At 60.4% G+C, this 17,284-nt stretch carries 13 protein-coding genes and 2 tRNA genes; 3 read left to right on the top strand and 12 right to left on the bottom strand.

The window, feature by feature from the left end; all coding sequences use genetic code 11:
- The first annotated feature begins 146 nt into the window (after positions 1 to 146).
- The 3 genes from acs (at position 147) to IDM28_RS19160 (ending at position 6,009) form a co-directional block, all read left to right on the top strand.
- Positions 147 to 2,081 carry an acetate--CoA ligase gene (gene acs / locus IDM28_RS19150; protein ID WP_188036677.1) on the top strand — a complete coding sequence of 645 codons (1,935 nt, stop codon included), beginning with the start codon at positions 147 to 149 and terminating at the stop codon, positions 2,079 to 2,081.
- Positions 2,082 to 2,124: 43 nt separating this feature from the next.
- On the top strand, positions 2,125 to 2,994 hold the full coding sequence (locus IDM28_RS19155; RefSeq protein WP_150571339.1) for an oxygenase MpaB family protein: 870 nt from the start codon (positions 2,125 to 2,127) through the stop codon (positions 2,992 to 2,994).
- A 78-nt stretch (positions 2,995 to 3,072) separates the two neighbouring features.
- Positions 3,073 to 6,009, top strand: a complete 2,937-nt coding sequence (locus tag IDM28_RS19160) for a DUF748 domain-containing protein (RefSeq protein WP_188036678.1) — start codon at positions 3,073 to 3,075, stop codon at positions 6,007 to 6,009.
- A gap of 95 nt (positions 6,010 to 6,104) precedes the next feature.
- Here IDM28_RS19160 and IDM28_RS19165 read toward each other — a convergent pair whose 3' ends face one another.
- The 12 genes from IDM28_RS19165 to tpiA all read right to left on the bottom strand — a co-directional run bounded on the left by IDM28_RS19165 (position 6,105) and on the right by tpiA (position 17,267).
- Positions 6,105 to 6,455, bottom strand: coding sequence for a BON domain-containing protein (locus tag IDM28_RS19165; RefSeq protein ID WP_101322150.1), 351 nt, complete (start codon positions 6,453 to 6,455; stop codon positions 6,105 to 6,107).
- Positions 6,456 to 6,939: 484 nt separating this feature from the next.
- Positions 6,940 to 9,045 carry a polyribonucleotide nucleotidyltransferase gene (gene pnp / locus IDM28_RS19170; protein WP_101322151.1) on the bottom strand — a complete coding sequence of 702 codons (2,106 nt, stop codon included), beginning with the start codon at positions 9,043 to 9,045 and terminating at the stop codon, positions 6,940 to 6,942.
- A 247-nt stretch (positions 9,046 to 9,292) separates the two neighbouring features.
- Positions 9,293 to 9,562: a 30S ribosomal protein S15 gene (gene rpsO, locus IDM28_RS19175; protein ID WP_101322152.1), complete on the bottom strand. Its 270-nt coding sequence runs from the start codon at positions 9,560 to 9,562 to the stop codon at positions 9,293 to 9,295.
- A 147-nt stretch (positions 9,563 to 9,709) separates the two neighbouring features.
- Positions 9,710 to 10,627 (bottom strand): tRNA pseudouridine(55) synthase TruB, encoded by a 918-nt coding sequence (truB, locus tag IDM28_RS19180; RefSeq protein WP_101322153.1) that lies wholly within the window; start codon positions 10,625 to 10,627, stop codon positions 9,710 to 9,712.
- A 3-nt stretch (positions 10,628 to 10,630) separates the two neighbouring features.
- Positions 10,631 to 11,032, bottom strand: coding sequence for a 30S ribosome-binding factor RbfA (gene rbfA / locus IDM28_RS19185; RefSeq protein ID WP_101322154.1), 402 nt, complete (start codon positions 11,030 to 11,032; stop codon positions 10,631 to 10,633).
- Between the two features lie 117 nt (positions 11,033 to 11,149).
- A complete protein-coding gene (gene infB, locus IDM28_RS19190; RefSeq protein WP_101322155.1) occupies positions 11,150 to 13,675 on the bottom strand; it encodes a translation initiation factor IF-2 in 2,526 nt (841 codons plus the stop codon).
- A gap of 27 nt (positions 13,676 to 13,702) precedes the next feature.
- A complete protein-coding gene (gene nusA, locus IDM28_RS19195) occupies positions 13,703 to 15,184 on the bottom strand; it encodes a transcription termination factor NusA (RefSeq protein WP_101322156.1) in 1,482 nt (493 codons plus the stop codon).
- Between the two features lie 59 nt (positions 15,185 to 15,243).
- Entirely contained in the window at positions 15,244 to 15,702 is a 459-nt protein-coding gene (gene rimP, locus IDM28_RS19200; RefSeq protein ID WP_150571338.1) for a ribosome maturation factor RimP, read from the bottom strand.
- Positions 15,703 to 15,832: 130 nt separating this feature from the next.
- Positions 15,833 to 15,909 (bottom strand) — tRNA-Met (locus tag IDM28_RS19205).
- Positions 15,910 to 16,007: 98 nt separating this feature from the next.
- Positions 16,008 to 16,093 (bottom strand) — tRNA-Leu (locus tag IDM28_RS19210).
- A 21-nt stretch (positions 16,094 to 16,114) separates the two neighbouring features.
- A complete protein-coding gene (secG, locus tag IDM28_RS19215) occupies positions 16,115 to 16,507 on the bottom strand; it encodes a preprotein translocase subunit SecG (protein WP_101322157.1) in 393 nt (130 codons plus the stop codon).
- A gap of 4 nt (positions 16,508 to 16,511) precedes the next feature.
- Entirely contained in the window at positions 16,512 to 17,267 is a 756-nt protein-coding gene (tpiA, locus tag IDM28_RS19220; protein ID WP_188036679.1) for a triose-phosphate isomerase, read from the bottom strand.
- Between the last annotated feature and the right edge of the window lie 17 nt (positions 17,268 to 17,284).

A 17,284-nucleotide genomic window follows, 5' to 3' on the forward strand; every position in this document is an offset into this window, starting at 1 on the left:
GCCCCGCGCTTTGCATTGCGCCGGCAACCCCGGAGGAACACCCGCGCCGACTACACTGTCCATCGAATAGCCGTTGCACTTCATCCTGCCTTGCGCGCCGCGGTGAGGTGCAGTCCCTTGCCACGACAAGAGCAGGACCACCCGCCATGTTCGATCTCAGCAAGTACCCCACCGCCCTCGCCGTCAGCCAGGCCGCCGAGCTCAGCGCCGACGACTATCAACGCCTCTATCGACAGTCGATCGATGACCCGGACAGCTTCTGGGCCGAGCAAGCCAAGCGGCTGGACTGGATCAAGCCCTGGAGCAGCGTGCAACAGGCCGACCTTGCCAGCGGCGATGCCAAATGGTTCGCCGGCGGCAAGCTCAACGTCAGCTACAACTGCATCGACCGCCACCTGGCCAAACGGGGTGAGCAGACCGCGCTGCTCTGGGAAGGCGACGACCCCAAGGATTCGCAGGCCATCAGCTACCGCGAGCTGCACCGCCAGGTCTGCCGCCTGGCCAACGCACTGAAGGCGCGCGGGGTGAGCAAGGGCGATCGGGTGTGCATCTACATGCCGATGATCCCTGAGGCGGCTTACGCCATGCTTGCCTGCAGCCGCATCGGCGCGATCCACTCGGTGGTATTTGGTGGCTTCTCGCCCGACGCCCTGCGCGACCGCATCCTGGATGCCGACTGCCGCACGGTGATTACCGCTGATGAAGGCGTGCGGGGCGGCAAACGTGTACCGCTCAAGCAGAACGTCGACAAGGCCCTGGCCAGCTGCCCGGCCGTCAGCAGCGTATTCGTGGTGCGCCGCACCGGTGGTGAAGTGGCCTGGGACAACCCGCGCGACCTCTGGTACCACACCGCCACCGAGCTTGCCGGTGACGACTGCCCACCCGAGCCGATGGATGCCGAAGACCCGCTGTTCATCCTGTATACCTCCGGCAGCACCGGCAAACCCAAAGGCGTGCTGCACACCACCGGCGGCTATCTGCTGCAGGCCGCGATGACCTTCAAGGTGGTATTCGATTACCGCGACGGCGAAGTGTTCTGGTGCACCGCCGATGTCGGCTGGGTCACCGGCCACAGCTATATCGTCTATGGCCCGCTGGCCAACGGGGCGATCTCGCTGATGTTCGAAGGCGTGCCCAACTACCCCGACAGCTCGCGTTTCTGGCAGGTCATCGACAAGCATCAGGTGAATATCTTCTACACCGCCCCTACCGCCCTGCGCGCCCTGATGCGCGAAGGCCCAGGCCCCCTACAGGACACCTCGCGGGAAAGCCTGCGCCTGCTCGGCAGTGTCGGCGAGCCGATCAACCCGGAAGCCTGGGAGTGGTACTTTCATCAGGTTGGCAAAGAACGCTGCCCGATCGTCGACACCTGGTGGCAGACCGAAACCGGCGGCATCATGCTCAGCCCGCTGCCGGGCAATGGGCAGATCAAACCGGGTTGCGCCACCCAGCCGATGTTTGGCGTGCAACCGGTACTACTCGATGACAAAGGCGCAGTGATCGACGGGCCAGGTTCGGGCCTGCTGGCAATCAAAGCCAGCTGGCCGGCGCAGATCCGCAGCGTCTACGGCGACCAGCAACGCATGGTCGACACCTACTACAAGCCTTTCGCCGGCTATTACTTCACTGGCGACGGCGCCCGCCGCGACGCCGATGGCGACTACTGGATCACCGGGCGAGTCGATGATGTGATCAACGTCTCCGGCCACCGGATCGGTACGGCAGAAGTGGAAAGCGCGCTGGTGCTGCACGACGGCATCGCCGAGGCGGCCGTGGTCGGCTATCCGCACGACCTCAAGGGCCAGGGTATCTATGCCTTCGTCACGCCGATGAATGGCGTGAGCGCAGACGACGCCCTCAAGGCTGAACTGCTGGCGTTGGTCAGCAAGGAGATCGGCAGCTTCGCCAAACCGGAGATGATTCAGTGGGCACCGGCCCTGCCCAAGACCCGCTCGGGCAAGATCATGCGGCGTATACTGCGCAAGATCGCCTGCAACGAGCTGGACTCGCTGGGTGACACCTCGACCCTGGCCGATGCCAGCGTCGTGCAGGGCTTGATCGATACTCGCCTCAACCAATAGCTAGAGGTGGCCCATGGCGGGCTGCCGCGCATTGCAGGTCGCCATGGAAGCCTTACGCCGTCGTATCGAAACCCAGGTCATGAGCCTGACTGGCCTGGCCCTCGGCCAGCTTGACCTGGAGTCACCCAAGGGTGACCCCGGCCTGTTTGGCCCCGACAGCGTCAGTTGGCAGGTACACGGCGATTTCCCGAGCATGCTGGTCGGCGGTATCAGTGCCTTGATGCTGCAACTGCTGCACCCGCTGGCCCTGGCCGGGGTGTGGGATCACTCCAACTTTCGCGAAGACCTGCTCGGGCGCCTGCGCCGCACCAGCCAATTCATCTCCGGCACCACCTTTGGCTCGACCCGCGACGCCAACTGGTTGATCGAGAAGGTACGCACCATCCACCTCAAAGTCGTCGGCACCGCCGCCGATGGCCGGCCTTATGCCGCCAGTGACCCGGACCTGCTGACCTGGGTGCACGTTGCCGAAGTCAGCAGTTTCATGGCCGCCCACCTGCGTTACCGCAACCCGCATCTGGCGCAGGCTGATCAGGACGCGTACTACAACGAAATCGCCCTGATCGCCGAGCGCCTCGGCGCGCGCGACGTGCCACGCTCCTGTGCGCAAATCGAGGCCTACCTGCAACGCATGCGTCCGCAGTTGCGCTGCGATGCGCGCAGCCTGGAGGTGATCGATATCCTGCTCAAGGCACCGGCGCCAAGCCGCCTGGCAGCCCCCGTGGGCAAGCTGATGCTGCGGGCGGGCATCGAACTGTTACCAGGCTGGGGCCGGGATATGCTTGAGCTGCAACAAGGGCCACTGAGCCGGCGCTTGATCCGGGTAGGTATCGAGCGCACCGCGCCAGTCCTGCGCTGGGCCATGCGCGACAGCTCGGCGCACCGCGCGCGGCGGCGAATGGGCATCGAATAAGGTCATTCGGCTGATTCTGCGGAACCGATTTAACGTGCCATACTCCGAGCACTCCCGCTCGGACAGACGATGCTGCACATGCCCAAAGGATTGACTCGCGCCCTCGGCGCCATGCTGGCCCTCGTGGCCTTGTACAGCCTGCTCGGCTTCTTCATCCTTCCAGGCATTGGCCTACGCATTGCCAATCAACAGCTGGCCCAATACGCGACGGTGCCGGCGCATCTGCAACGCATCGAATTCAACCCGTTCAGCCTAGAGCTGACCCTGTGGGGTTTGCAGGTCGGCGAGCCGGGCAAAGAGCAACTGGGTTTTGAGCGTTTGTACGCCAACCTGTCGCTGGACAGCCTGTGGAGCGGCGCCCTGCACCTGGATGCAGTGGAGCTGGACAAACCGCGCAACGAAATCCTCTTCGGCAAAAACGGCAGCCTCAACCTGACTCAGCTGTTCAAACTGCCGCCCAGCGAAGCCAAGCCAGACGAGCCAGCCAGCGACCCGTTCCCGCTGCGTATCGGCAGCATCAAGCTCACTGAAGGCTACCTGCACTTCCAGGACCTGCGCCCGAGCGAGCCGATCGAGTTTCTTTACGACTCGATGAATTTCGAGCTAAAGAACCTCAGCACCCTCCCCGACGACAGCGCCGACATGACCTTGGTCGCCGTCGGCCCCGCCGGTGGGCGGATCGACTGGAAAGGCACACTCGGCCTGGCGCCGATCAGCTCGCAAGGCACCCTGAAAATCACCGACGGCAACATGAAGGCGTTCTGGCCTTACGTGCGTGACGCGGTGCCGCTGGTGCTGGAAGAAGGCGTGATCAGCCTCGATACCCACTACACGCTCAACCTGTCGAAACAGACCGAGCTGCTGCTCGACAACACTCAGGTACGCATCGCGCCGTTCGCCATCAAGGCACCGGACGGCAGGCAACTGGCGCGACTGGCCAGTCTCGAAGTCAGCGAAACCTCGATCGATCTGGCCAAGCAACTGGTCACCGTAGGCAAGATCCGCAGCAGCAAGCTGGAGACCTGGGCCGCCTTGGAAAAGGACGGCCAGCTCGACTGGCAGACGCTGTTCGCCAGCCAGCCAGCCAAAGCTACCCCCCAGGAGAAAGCCGAACCTGCCGCGGCCGAGCCGACAGCTCAGGAAAAAGCAGCCGCCGCGCCGAGCAAGCCGTGGCAAGTACTGCTCAAGGACGTTCAAGCGCGCGATTACATGATTCACCTGGCAGACCGCAGCCAGAAAGAACCGGTCACCCTGGATGTCGGCCCGCTCAACCTCGACATGCAGGGCTATGACAGCCTCAACAAGTCGCCGTTTACCCTCAAACTGGATACCGCCGTCGGCAAGCAAGGCAAACTGCAAGCCTCCGGCCAGGTCAACCTGGCGCCGGTCACCGCCAAGCTCGATGTCAGCACCCGCGACATCGACCTGCGCATCGCCCAGGCCTACATCAGCCCGTTCATTCAGCTTGAACTGCGCAGCGGCATGCTCGCCAGCGAGCTCAAGGTCGATCTGCAAAATACGGCGCCGCTGGCCTTTACCGTCACCGGTACCGCAACCGTCAACCAGTTGCATACCCTCGACACGATCAAGGACCGCGACTTCGTCAAATGGCAGCAGCTCGACCTCAATAGGTTGTCATACGTGCACGGCGATGCTCTGACCATCGACCAAGTCAAGCTGCTGCAGCCATATGCGCGTTTCATCATCAACGAAGACCGCACCACCAACGTTGATGACCTGCTGATTCCGCAGCCAGCCGGCGCTACCAAAAGCACCGCAGAAAAACCGGTGACTCCCAGCAACAGCAAGCCACTGGGCATTCGTATCGGCAAGATCGACATCAACGACGGCTCGGCCAACTTTGCCGACCTGACCCTGACGCCAAACTTCGCCACAGCCGTGCAGCAGCTCAATGGCCAGGTCGGCACCATCGACAACCGCCAGCCAGCGCCGGCCAAGGTCGATATCAAGGGCAAGGTCGACCGCTATGCACCGGTCACCATCAAGGGCGCGCTCAACCCGTTCAACCCGATGGCCAGCCTGGACATCGCCACCAGCTTCAAACGCGTCGAGCTGACCACACTGACGCCCTACTCCGGCAAGTTTGCCGGCTTTCGCATTCGCAAGGGCCGGCTCAACCTGGACGTGCACTACCTGATCACCAATGGCCAGCTCAAGGCAGAAAACAAGCTGGTGATCGAGCAACTGCAACTGGGTGAGAAGGTCGACAGCCCCGACGCCGTCGACCTGCCGATCCGCCTGGCGGTGGCGCTGCTCAAGGACACCGACGGCACCATCTCGATCGAGCTGCCGGTGACCGGCGACCTCAACAACCCGCAGTTCAGCGTCATGCCTATCGTTTGGCAAACCCTGCGCAATCTGGTCCTGCGTGCCGCCCAGGCGCCGTTCAAGTTCATTGGCGGGCTGGTCTCCGGCGGCAGCTCGCAGGACCTGGGTACGGTCGCGTTCAGCGCCGGCTCCAGCGACCTCAGCGGCGATGCCCAAGCGGCCCTGGACAAACTGGCGACCGCGCTCAACGAACGCCCTGAATTGCGCCTGGAGATCGAAGGCACCAGCGCCCAGACCAGCGATGGCCCGTTGATCGCCGAGCAGCGCCTGGAGCGTGAGTATCAGTCGATCTGGTACAAGATCCTGCAGCGCCGCGGCGACAAGGTGCCGGCCAATGCGTCGATGCTGGTGGTGGATGCTGACGACAAGCCGGCGATGCTCGAAGGTATCTACCGCACCCGCCTGAAACAACAGCCGCCTGCTGAATGGCAGCAGCTGGGGCGTGAGGAGCGTAGCGCCAAGCTGCGTGAGGCGGTGATCAAGTCCTGGGCCGAGAGCGCTGCGCTGCTGCGCCAGTTGGGCCAGGCGCGGGCCGGTAATATCAAGGATTACCTGGTCGACAAAGGCAAGTTGGCGGATGACCGGGTGTACTTCATCGATACCACGCTGGGCCAGGCCGAATCGGATGGGCGCGTGATCACGCCGATGCACCTGGATGCCGAATAAGCGTCTGCATTGAGCGCAACAACGAAAAAGCCCCGGCATGTGCCGGGGCTTTTCGTTATGCGTTGGCCAGATCCATCTAGCCTGCGCAGCAATCCTTATTCGGCTTTCAGACCAGCAGCCGAGACGTCTTTAACGCCTTTGATAGCCTTGGTGATTGCTACTGCACGCTCTTTTTGCGAATCGGTGACTTTCACATCGGACGACAGCGAAACTACGCCTTGATTGGTTTCGACTTTGATATCGCCGCCTGGGATGCCTTTCTCGGTCAGCAGATCAGCTTTGACCTTGGTGGTGATCCAGGTATCGGAGCCATCTTGCTTGGCGCTGTCGACAGTGTTGGCAGCCAGCATAACTGGAGCCTGAACGGCTTGCTGAGCGAAAGCAGCGTTAGCCATGGTCAGAGTCAGAGCGGTAGCAGTAGCGGCAGCAATAGCGAACTTCTTCATACGGGTCACTCCTGTTGTCGAAAGGTCTGCGCCGAGTCAGTTGGCGTCAGATGAATAGACTATTGCAGGGGCTGTGCCAACTTTTCAAAGGCCATAAAACCAATATAAATCAGTAACTTATCAATTTTCTGAAATCCACTCTCTCGTGCATTTTGCAAGCCGGAGCAAAATCCTGCATGCAAGATGCATGTACCCCAGAGTTTTCGCTATCTCGAAATGGGCGCGGAAAATGTAGGAGCGGCCTTGTGTCGCGAAAGGGGTGCGCAGCGCCCCCGCCAATTCTGCGGCGTTGCCTAAATTGTAGGACCGCTACGCAGCACTTTCGCGACACAAGGCCGCTCCTACACGGGGCAGTGTTTGACAAATAAAAAGGGCCGCTGTGTGACCCATCGCGACCCGAGATCGCAATGGGCCGCACAGCGGCCCCTATGCGCTGAACATCAGCGCAACCCCGAAGGGTTTATTTCATACCACTACAGCTGGCTTAAACGCCGGAAGCCTTGGCTGCCGCAACGTCTTTGATCGACAGCTTGATACGGCCGCGGTTGTCCACGTCCAGTACCAGTACTTCAACCTCTTCGCCTTCTTTCAGCACGTCGGTGACCTTCTCTACGCGCTCATTGCTGAGCATCGAGATGTGCACCAGGCCGTCTTTGCCAGGCAGGATGTTGACGAATGCGCCGAAGTCGACGATGCGTTCAACCTTGCCGACGTAGATCTTGCCGATCTCGGCCTCGGCAGTGATACCCAGGACGCGCTGGCGAGCTGCTTCAGCGGCTTCTTTGGTTTCGCCGAAGATCTTGATCGAGCCGTCGTCTTCGATATCGATCGAAGCCTTGGTCTCTTCACAGATACCACGGATGGTCGCGCCGCCTTTACCGATAACGTCACGGATCTTGTCGGTGTCGATCTTCATGGCGATCATGGTCGGCGCGTTGGCCGACAGCTCGGTACGCGAAGTACCAATGATCTGGTTCATCTGGCCGAGGATGTTCAGGCGCGCTTCCAGGGCCTGGCCCAGGGCGATTTCCATGATCTCTTCGGTGATGCCGTTGATCTTGATGTCCATCTGCAGCGCGGTAACACCTTTGGCGGTACCGGCTACCTTGAAGTCCATGTCGCCGAGGTGGTCTTCGTCACCGAGGATGTCGGTGAGGATGGCGAACTTGTCGCCTTCCTTGACCAGGCCCATGGCGATACCGGCAACTGGCGCCTTCATCGGCACACCAGCGTCCATCAGGGCCAGGGAAGCACCGCAGACCGACGCCATCGAGCTCGAACCGTTCGACTCGGTGATTTCCGATACCACACGGATGGTGTACGGGAACACGTCAGCAGCAGGCAGCATGGCCTGAACCGAACGACGGGCCAGACGGCCGTGACCGATTTCGCGACGGCCAGCACCACCCATACGACCACACTCACCTACCGAGAACGGTGGGAAGTTGTAGTGCAGCATGAACGGGTCTTTCTTCTCGCCTTCGAGGGTGTCGAGCAGCTGAGCATCACGCGCAGTACCCAGGGTCGCAACGACCAGGGCCTGGGTTTCGCCACGGGTGAACAGTGCCGAACCGTGGGTCTTCGGCAGAACGCCGACTTCGATGTTCAGCGGGCGTACAGTCTTGGTGTCGCGACCGTCGATACGTGGCTTGCCGTTGACGATATTTTCGCGCACGGTGCGGTATTCGATTTCGCCAAAGATTTCTTTGACCACGGAAGCCGAAGGCTGGCCTTCTTCACCGGAGAACTTGGCGATCGCCTGATCACGCAGCTCGCCCAGACGCGCATAGCGGTCGGCCTTGACGGTGATGGTGTAGCCCTGCGAGATGCCTTCGCCGAATTCAGCGCGGATGGCGTTGAACAGCTCGGTGTTGGCAACGGCTGGTTTCCAGTCCCAGGTCGGCTTGGCAGCTTCGGCAGCCAGCTCTTTGACAGCCTGGATGACCGACTGGAATTCGTCGTGGGCGAACAGTACGGCGCCCAGCATCTGGTCTTCGGTCAGCTCTTTGGCTTCCGATTCAACCATCAGCACAGCGCTGTCGGTACCGGCTACGACCATGTCCAGGCTCGAGGCAGCCAGTTGCTCGTAGGTTGGGTTCAGCAGGTAGCCGGTGCTTTCATGGAAGGCAACACGGGCGGCGCCGATCGGGCCTTCGAACGGAATGCCGGAGATCGCCAGGGCAGCCGAAGTACCGATCATCGCAGCGATGTCCGGATCGGTTTTCTTGCTGGTCGACACGACGGTGCAGACAACCTGCACTTCGTTCATGAAGCCTTCTGGGAACAGCGGACGGATCGGACGGTCGATCAGGCGCGAGGTCAGCGTCTCTTTCTCGGAAGGACGGCCTTCACGCTTGAAGAAACCACCAGGGATCTTGCCAGCGGCGTAGGTTTTTTCCTGGTAGTGCACGGACAGCGGGAAGAAGCCTTTGCTTGGGTCTGCGTGCTTGGCACCGACCACGGTCACCAGCACGGTGACATCGTTATCGACGGTGACCAGGACTGCGCCGGTGGCCTGACGGGCAATGCGGCCCGTTTCGAGGGTAACGGTCGATTGACCGAACTGGAATTTCTTGATTACCGGGTTCACGGTTTCCTACCTTTTCAATGGCTCTGGGGGAACTGGTTTCTTGCGAATTCTTGGGCAGAACGGGGAATCGGCCCCATTGACCGTCCAGATACAACTCGAGGCTGGGAGCCTGGTTGCCGGGCGGATAAACCGCTCGGCAAGACCAGGCTGCCAACCTCGAAGATACGCATGACGAGCCCGTCGGCAACGCTGAAGCAGCGCTGCCAAAGCTTGCGACCCGCCACGCCCACCACTAGCCAGGCCGCTATTAGCGACGCAGGCCCAGACGACCGATCAGGGTGCTGTAACGGGTGGTGTCTTTGCCCTTCAGGTAGTCCAGCAGCTTACGACGCTGGTTAACCATACGGATCAGGCCACGACGCGAGTGGTGGTCTTTACCGTTGATCTTGAAGTGACCTTGCAGTTTGTTGATGTTGGCAGTCAGCAGTGCAACCTGCACTTCTGGGCTACCGGTGTCGCCGACGGCTTGCTGGTAGTCGGTAACGATTTGTGCTTTTTCTTCAACGCTGAGGGCCATTTGGCATCTCCAGTTAAACGGATCCCGCAAGCGGGGTCCAATAGGCCAGGGACGAACCCTGTATTAATAAAAGAGCTGTGACCGTGCCTACTGACAGCCACCCTCGTGTCTTGCCCTGTCGGCTCATGCCGGCAACGCAAGTATCGGTCATTCCGACCGAATCAAGCGACGTGGCGCAACGCGCCCGTCTTCGCTCACTTCACCGATACCGATGAAGCGACCATTGTGATCCTGCACCCGGACCATGCCGAATTGCGGCGCATCCGGTGCACGTACTGCCTGGCCATGCAGCCAGTAGAACGAGCTGTGCTCTGACAACTGCACCACAGGCCAGTCGAGCAGACCGCTGTCGGACGGCATCAGGAAGCGATCGAGCGCTTCGTTGCCACCGTCGGCGTGGGCTTGCTCGAGCTCTTCGAGGGTCACTGTCTGTGCCAGCTCGAAGGGCCCAGCCTGGGTCCGACGCAGCTCGGCAACATAAGCGCCACAGCCCAACACTTCACCAATATCCTCCACCAGGGTGCGGATATAGGTGCCTTTGGTGCAATTTACCGTCAGACGCGCACGGGTGCCTTCGCACTCGAGCAGCTCCAAGCGGTTAATAGTAACAGAACGCGCCTCGCGCTCCACTACCTCTCCCGCACGGGCCAGTTTGTACAAGGGCTGGCCATCACGCTTGAGGGCCGAGTACATCGGCGGTATCTGGCTGATCGGGCCGCGAAATTGAGGCAGGGCTGCCTCGATGTCGGCGCGACCAACGGTCACCTCACGGGTCTGCAGGACCTCACCTTCGGCGTCCGCCGTGGTGGTGGTCTGCCCCATCTGCATGACGGTTTCGTAGCCCTTGTCGGAATCGAGCAGGTACTGCGAAAACTTGGTCGCTTCGCCAAAGCACAGCGGCAGCACGCCACTGGCCAGTGGGTCGAGGCTGCCGGTGTGACCGGCCTTCTCGGCATTGAGCAACCAGCGGACCTTTTGCAACGCTGCGTTGGAGGTAAACCCCAACGGTTTGTCGAGCAGGATGATGCCGCTGACGTCGCGGCGGATTCGTTTGACCTGGGCCACCGATTACTCCTTGGTGTCCGGCTCGACGGGATCCTGGTGCTGGCGGTCTTCTGCCACGGCACGCTCGATCAGTGCCGACAGGTGAACCCCGCGGCTGACGCTCTCATCGTAATGGAAGTGCAGTTGCGGCACGCTGCGCAGCTGCATCGAGCGGCCCAGGTGCAGACGCAGGAAGCTCGCCGCGTTGTTCAACGCCTTGACCGACTGCTTGACCGCATCAGGTTCCTCTTCCTGGCCCATGACGGTGATGAACACCTTGGCATGGCCCACGTCGCGGCTGACGTCGACGGCGGTGATGGTCACCAGGCCGACGCGTGGATCTTTCACTTCACGGCGGATCAGCTCGGCAAGCTCGCGCTGCATCTGATCGCCAATGCGTTGGGTACGGCTGTATTCTTTTGCCATTCGTTGCTACCTGTAACTTAAAGCGGCAAACGCCCGGCCAGGCGTGAAGCCTGACCGGGCGCTACCTGCAGAGGCGTTGCCAACCGCCCTGGGGCGGGGCATCTGCCAGCTCGACCCTTACAGGGTACGAGCCACCTGGACTTTCTCGAAGACTTCGATCTTGTCGCCGACCTTGACGTCGTTGTAGCTCTTGACGCCAATACCGCACTCCATGCCGGCACGAACTTCGGCAGCGTCGTCCTTGAAGCGACGCAGCGATTCCAGCTCGCCTTCGAAGATCACAACGTCTTCGCGCAGAACGCGGATCGGACGGTTGCGGTACACGGTACCTTCGATGACCATACAGCCAGCGACGGCGCCGAACTTCGGCGAACGGAACACATCACGTACTTCTGCAACGCCCAGGATGTTCTCGCGAACATCACTGCCGAGCATGCCGGTCAGGGCTTTCTTGACGTCTTCGATGATGTCGTAGATCACGTTGTAGTAACGCATATCCAGACCTTCCTGCTCGACGATCTTGCGCGCGCCGGCATCGGCCCGCACGTTGAAGCCGAACAGCACCGCGTTGGACGCCAGGGCCAGGTTGGCATCGCTCTCGGTGATACCACCGACACCGCCACCAATCACACGGACCTGCACCTCGTCGTTGCCCAGACCGCCGAGCGAACCCTGCAGTGCTTCCAGGGAGCCACGAACATCGGTCTTGAGGACGATGTTGAGGGTCTTCTTCTCTTCCTGACCCATGGTCTCGAAGATGTTTTCCAGCTTGCCGGCGTGAGCACGGGCCAGCTTGACCTCGCGGTATTTGCCTTGACGGAACAGGGCAACTTCGCGGGCTTTCTTCTCGTCGCCAACTACCGACAGCTCGTCACCAGCTTCCGGAGTGCCATCGAGGCCGAGGATCTCGACCGGGATCGATGGGCCGGCTTCTTTGACTGGCTTGCCGTTCTCGTCAAGCATGGCACGCACGCGGCCATAGTTGGAGCCGACCAGGACCATGTCGCCCTGACGCAGCGTACCGTCCTGAACCAGGATGGTAGCGACCGGGCCGCGGCCCTTGTCGAGACGCGATTCAACAACCACACCACGACCAGGCGCGGTTGGGGTAGCCGACAGCTCGAGGATCTCGGCCTGCAACAGAACGGCTTCAAGCAGTTCGTCGACGCCGGTACCCATCTTCGCCGAAACCTTGACGAATGGAGTGTCGCCACCCCAGTCCTCGGAGGTCACGCCTTCTACCGACAGTTCGTTACGAATGCGGTCGAGGTCAGCGCCTGGCTTGTCGATCTTGTTCACTGCAACAACCAGTGGCACACCAGCGGCTTTCGCATGCTGAACAGCTTCACGGGTCTGCGGCATCACGCCGTCGTCCGCCGCCACCACCAGGATGACGATGTCGGTCGCCTTGGCACCACGGGCACGCATCTGAGTAAACGCGGCGTGACCAGGGGTGTCGAGGAAGGTGACCATGCCACGGTCGGTTTCGACGTGGTAGGCACCGATGTGCTGGGTGATACCACCGGCTTCGCCAGCAGCAACCTTGGCACGACGGATGTAGTCGAGCAGCGAGGTTTTACCGTGGTCGACGTGGCCCATTACGGTCACGACCGGAGCACGCGAGGTGACTTCACCTTCGAACTTCAGCGATTCGGCCAGGGAATCTTCCAGCGCGGTGTCGCTGACCAGCGTGACCTTGTGGCCCAGCTCTTCAGCTACCAGCTGTGCAGTTTCCTGGTCGAGGACCTGGTTGATGGTGACCGGAGTACCCATCTTGAACATGAACTTGACCACTTCAGCGCCTTTGACGGACATCTGGTTGGCCAGCTCGGAGACGGTGATGGTCTCGCCGATGCTCACGGCACGGATAACCGGGCCGGTAGGGCTCTGGAAGCCATGCTGATTGCGCTTCTTCAGTTTGCCCTTGCCACGGCCACCGCGACGGAAGCCATCGCTTTCTTCTTCGGTGGTACGCGGAGCAGCACGCGGAGTCGGGGTCTTTTCTTTCTCTTTGACCTTGACCTTGACCGACACGCGCGGCGCTTCGCCACGGCCGCGACGGTCTTCGTTGCGGGCACGGTCTTCGGTGCGGCGCACTTCTTCTTTCTTGCGCTCGGCGGCGCGAACCGCTGCTTCCTCGGTCAGAGGCTCTTGCGGCGCAGCTGCCGGGGCCGGTGCAGCGGCTGCAGGAGCAGCGGCTGCAACAGGCTCAGGCTTGCTAGCAACAGCACCCTGCGGGGCGTCACGCTCGGCGATACGCTGACGCGAATCGATGTTGGCTTTTTCGCGTGCGGCGTTTTCAGCCACGCGACGCTCTTCCAGCTCACGCGCCTGCTCAGCCTGGATTTCTTCCGGGCTGCGCTGAACGAAAACTTTCTTCTTGCGTACTTCTACGCTGATGCTCTTGCTACCGGCTACACGCAGGGTGCTAGTGGTTTTGCGCTGCAAGGTAATCTTGCGCGGCTCTTCCGCTTTAGCCTTGTGGCTGCTCTTCAGATGAGTCAGCAAAGCCTGCTTCTCATTGTCGGTCACTACCTGACCGGCGTCGGTGTGCGGCAAACCCGCCTCACGCATCTGCTGCAGCAGGCGCTCAACCGGTGCAGCGACCTCTTGGGCCAATTCTTTCACCGTGACTTGCGTCATGCACTTCTCTCCTCAGGCCGCGCCTAATTACTCGAACCAGTGGGCTCGGGCGGCCATGATCAACTTGCCGGCACGCTCTTGGTCGATGCCGTCGATGTCGAGCAGGTCGTCAATCGACTGCTCGGCCAGGTCTTCGCGGGTAACCACGCCGCGCACCGCCAGTTCAACCGCCAGGTCATTGTCCATACCCTCAAGAGAGAGCAGGTCTTCGGCCGGATGGGCGTCTGCCAGTTTTTCCTCGGTAGCGATGGCTTTGGTCAACAGGCGGTCCTTGGCACGAGCGCGAAGCTCGTTGACGATATCCTCGTCAAAGCCATCGATGTTGAGCATTTCTTCCAACGGTACGTAGGCAATTTCTTCCAGGCTGGTGAAGCCTTCGTCGACCAGCACCTGGGCCAGTTCTTCATCGACTTCCAGCTCGTCGACAAAGTTGCGCAGGATGTCGCCAGTCTCGGCTTGCTGCTTGGCCTGGATGTCCTTCTCGGTCATCACGTTCAGGGTCCAGCCGGTAAGCTGGCTTGCCAGACGAACGTTCTGACCACCACGACCGATGGCCTGGGCCAGGTTGTCCTCGCCAACAGCGATGTCCATGGCGTGGGCATCTTCATCGACGATGATCGCCGCGACTTCAGCCGGCGACATGGCGTTGATGACGAACTGCGCTGGGTTCTCGTCCCAAAGGACGATATCCACACGCTCACCGCCCAACTCGCCGGACACCGCCTGCACACGCGAACCGCGCATGCCGATACAGGCACCTTGCGGGTCGATGCGCTTGTCCTTGGAGCGAACGGCGATCTTGGCGCGCGAACCCGGGTCACGGGAAGCGGCCATGACCTCGATGAGGCCTTCGGCAATTTCCGGCACTTCGATAGTGAACAGTTCGATCAGCATCTGTGGCGCAGTGCGCGACAGGATCAGCTGCGGACCGCGGTTCTCGGTGCGGATTTCCTTCAACAGTGCGCGCAAGCGCACACCGACACGGAAGGTCTCGCGTGGAATGATGTCTTCACGAGCCAGCAATGCTTCGGCATTGTTGCCCAGGTCGACGATAACGTTGTCGCGGGTGACCTTCTTGACGGTGCCGGAGATGATCTCGCCCACGCGTTCGCGGTAAGCGTCGACCACCTGGGCGCGCTCGGCCTCGCGGACTTTCTGCACGATGACCTGCTTGGCGGTCTGAGCGGCGATACGACCGAACTCGATCGAGTCGATCTTCTCCTCGATCACGTCACCAACCTTGGCTTCAGGGTGGGTCTCGTGGATCTTGTCCAGCCAGGTTTCGATCGCCGGATCATCAAGATCCTGCTCATCGACCACGGTCCAGCGACGGAAGGTCTCGTAGTTACCGGTGTGGCGGTTGATTTCCACACGCAGGTCGACTTCGTCTTCAAAACGTTTTTTGGTTGCAGTGGCCAGAGCCACTTCCAGCGCTTCGAAGATCACGCCCGGTGGGACGCCCTTCTCGTTGGATACCGATTCAACAACCAGCAGTACTTCTTTGCTCATCGTACGCCTCGCCTTGCGCAAGCCATTGGGTCCGGTCTAGTCACCGGGCCCGGCACGTCTCAGTCAAAACTGGGAATAATATTGGCCTTTTCGATCGAGTCGATCGGTAGCAGGAACTCTTGATCATCGACCTGGACGATCACATCCTGTTCCTCCACGCCGCGGAGAAGGCCCTGGAAGTTGCGACGACCCTCGAAGGGTGAACGCAGCTTGATCTTCACTTGTTCGCCGGCATGCGAGGCATACTGTTCAAGCGTGAACAGTGGGCGTTCCATGCCAGGAGAGGACACCTCGAGGGTATATTCGGAGGTGATCGGGTCTTCGACATCGAGAACGCCGCTGACCTGACGACTGACAATTGCGCAGTCATCCACCAGCACGCCGCCTTCCTTGTCGATATAGACACGCAAGACCGAATGCTTGCCCTGGGCGATGAATTCCACCCCCCAGCATTGATAGCCCAGACCCTCGACAACCGGGGCCAACAAGGCCTGCAACTGTTCTAGCTTGCTCGACACCTGAACCCCCTCGTGCATGCTGTGCAAATAAAAAATGGGCGAAGCGCCCATCCCTGAAAGCGCCGTTGGACAACGACGCCAAAACTGTTCGGCTAGCAAAAAGCCCCTGAAAAGGGGCTCCGCTCAAAACTGGTTGCGGGGGCTGGATTTGAACCAACGACCTTCGGGTTATGAGCCCGACGAGCTACCAAGCTGCTCCACCCCGCGACAAAGCTGGGGCGAAAGTATAAGACTGAACCCCTGGCGGGGTCAATCAGACTTCCACCGACAAGAAAGCCCGCTAAAGCGGGCTCTCTTGCTTCAATTGGTACCGAGAAGGGGACTCGAACCCCTACACCCTATGGGCACAACCACCTCAAGGTTGCGTGTCTACCAATTCCACCACCTCGGCAATACTACAATTTGAAACCCGTTACTTCTGCTCTTCGGTTGGAGGAACTACATCACCCGCTGGGGCAGTGTTGCTCTTCTGTTCCTGGAGCACCGGTACATCATCATTAACTGCCGGCTTAGGCTGCTGAACTTCCAATACTGCTGGATTTGGCAAACCTGCTTGAGTCAGCTCGTGAGCCTTCTCCTTTGCGAAGTATCCTAACCCAAGTGCAGTTAAAAAGAAAGTGGCAGCGAGTACAGCAGTGAATTTACTTAGGAAGGTTGCCGAGCCCTGGCTTCCGAACACAGTGTTTGAGGCCCCTGCGCCGAAAGATGCTCCTGCTTCTGCACCCTTACCTTGTTGCAACAAGACCAACGCTACCAACGACAGCGCAGCCAACAGATGAAAAACAACTACGACGGTTTCAATCATTTGATCAGTGTCCTGCGGCGCGACAAATTGCACCGAATTCGTCTGCGTTCAGGGAAGCTCCACCAATGAGCCCCCCATCGATGTCCGGCATGCCGAACAGTTCGGCCGCATTGGCCGCTTTCACGCTACCGCCGTAGAGAAGTCGCATATTATCAGCAACTTCCGCGTCCAGCACCTGCAATTGAGCGCGGATGGCAGCGTGCACATCCTGAGCTTGTTGCGGCGTGGCCGTCAAACCTGTGCCAATCGCCCAAACAGGCTCATAAGCAATTACCGCACTGGCCAAAGCCTTAACACCGCACGCGTCGATGATACTGCTTAGTTGACGCCCAACAACTTCAAGCGTCTTGCCCGCTTCACGCTCTTCGAGGGTTTCCCCTACACAGAGCACTGGCGTTAAACCACCAGCCTGTGCCGCTGCAAACTTGCGATTGAGCACTTCATCTGTTTCGCCAATGATCTGACGACGCTCCGAGTGACCAATCAACACCAACTTGCAACCGACTTCAGCCCACTGACTCGGTGCAACTTCGCCGGTCAGCGCGCCTTGCTCAGGCTGTATAGCAGAATTCTGTGCACCTACGGTAATCCCTTTACCCTGCAGGCCGTTAATCACCTCAGTAACAAACAGCGCGGGTGGAAATACCGCAACTTCGACACCGGCTGGCAGGGACAAATTGCCCAGGCCTTCGGTCAGCTCAGCGACGCTAGCGCGGGTACCATGCATCTTCCAGTTACCAGCTACCATGGGGCGACGCATGCTTTACCTCGTCGGTC

The organism is Pseudomonas sp. EZ-C24, assembly GCF_014525325.1.
Lineage (GTDB): Bacteria > Pseudomonadota > Gammaproteobacteria > Pseudomonadales > Pseudomonadaceae > Aquipseudomonas > Aquipseudomonas shirazensis.